A 242-nucleotide genomic window follows, 5' to 3' on the forward strand; every position below is an offset into this window, starting at 1 on the left:
CGGACGCGAGAAGCGGGTCTGGTGCAAATATCTCTGCCCCGTCAACGGGGTTTTTTCGCTTCTGGCGCGCCTGGCGCCGTTCCATTACAAAGTCGATGAAGACGCGTGGCGCCGTTCGTACAAGAACGGCGAGCATGGACATCGCGTAATTCCGATCAATTGCGCGCCGTTGGTGCCGTTGCGCAATATGAAGGGTGCGTCGGACTGCCATATGTGCGGTCGCTGCAGCGGGCACCGCGATG

The 242-nt window shown here is 60.3% G+C and carries 1 protein-coding gene; it reads left to right on the forward strand.

From position 1 onward, the window contains the following. Positions 1–242: 4Fe-4S binding protein (locus tag SB771_RS36555; RefSeq protein WP_410722228.1), on the forward strand; the 242-nt coding region annotated here is incomplete at both ends.

Origin of the sequence: Burkholderia sp. SIMBA_051, assembly GCF_046534915.1 — a bacterium.
Classification (GTDB): Bacteria; Pseudomonadota; Gammaproteobacteria; order Burkholderiales; family Burkholderiaceae; genus Burkholderia; species Burkholderia ambifaria.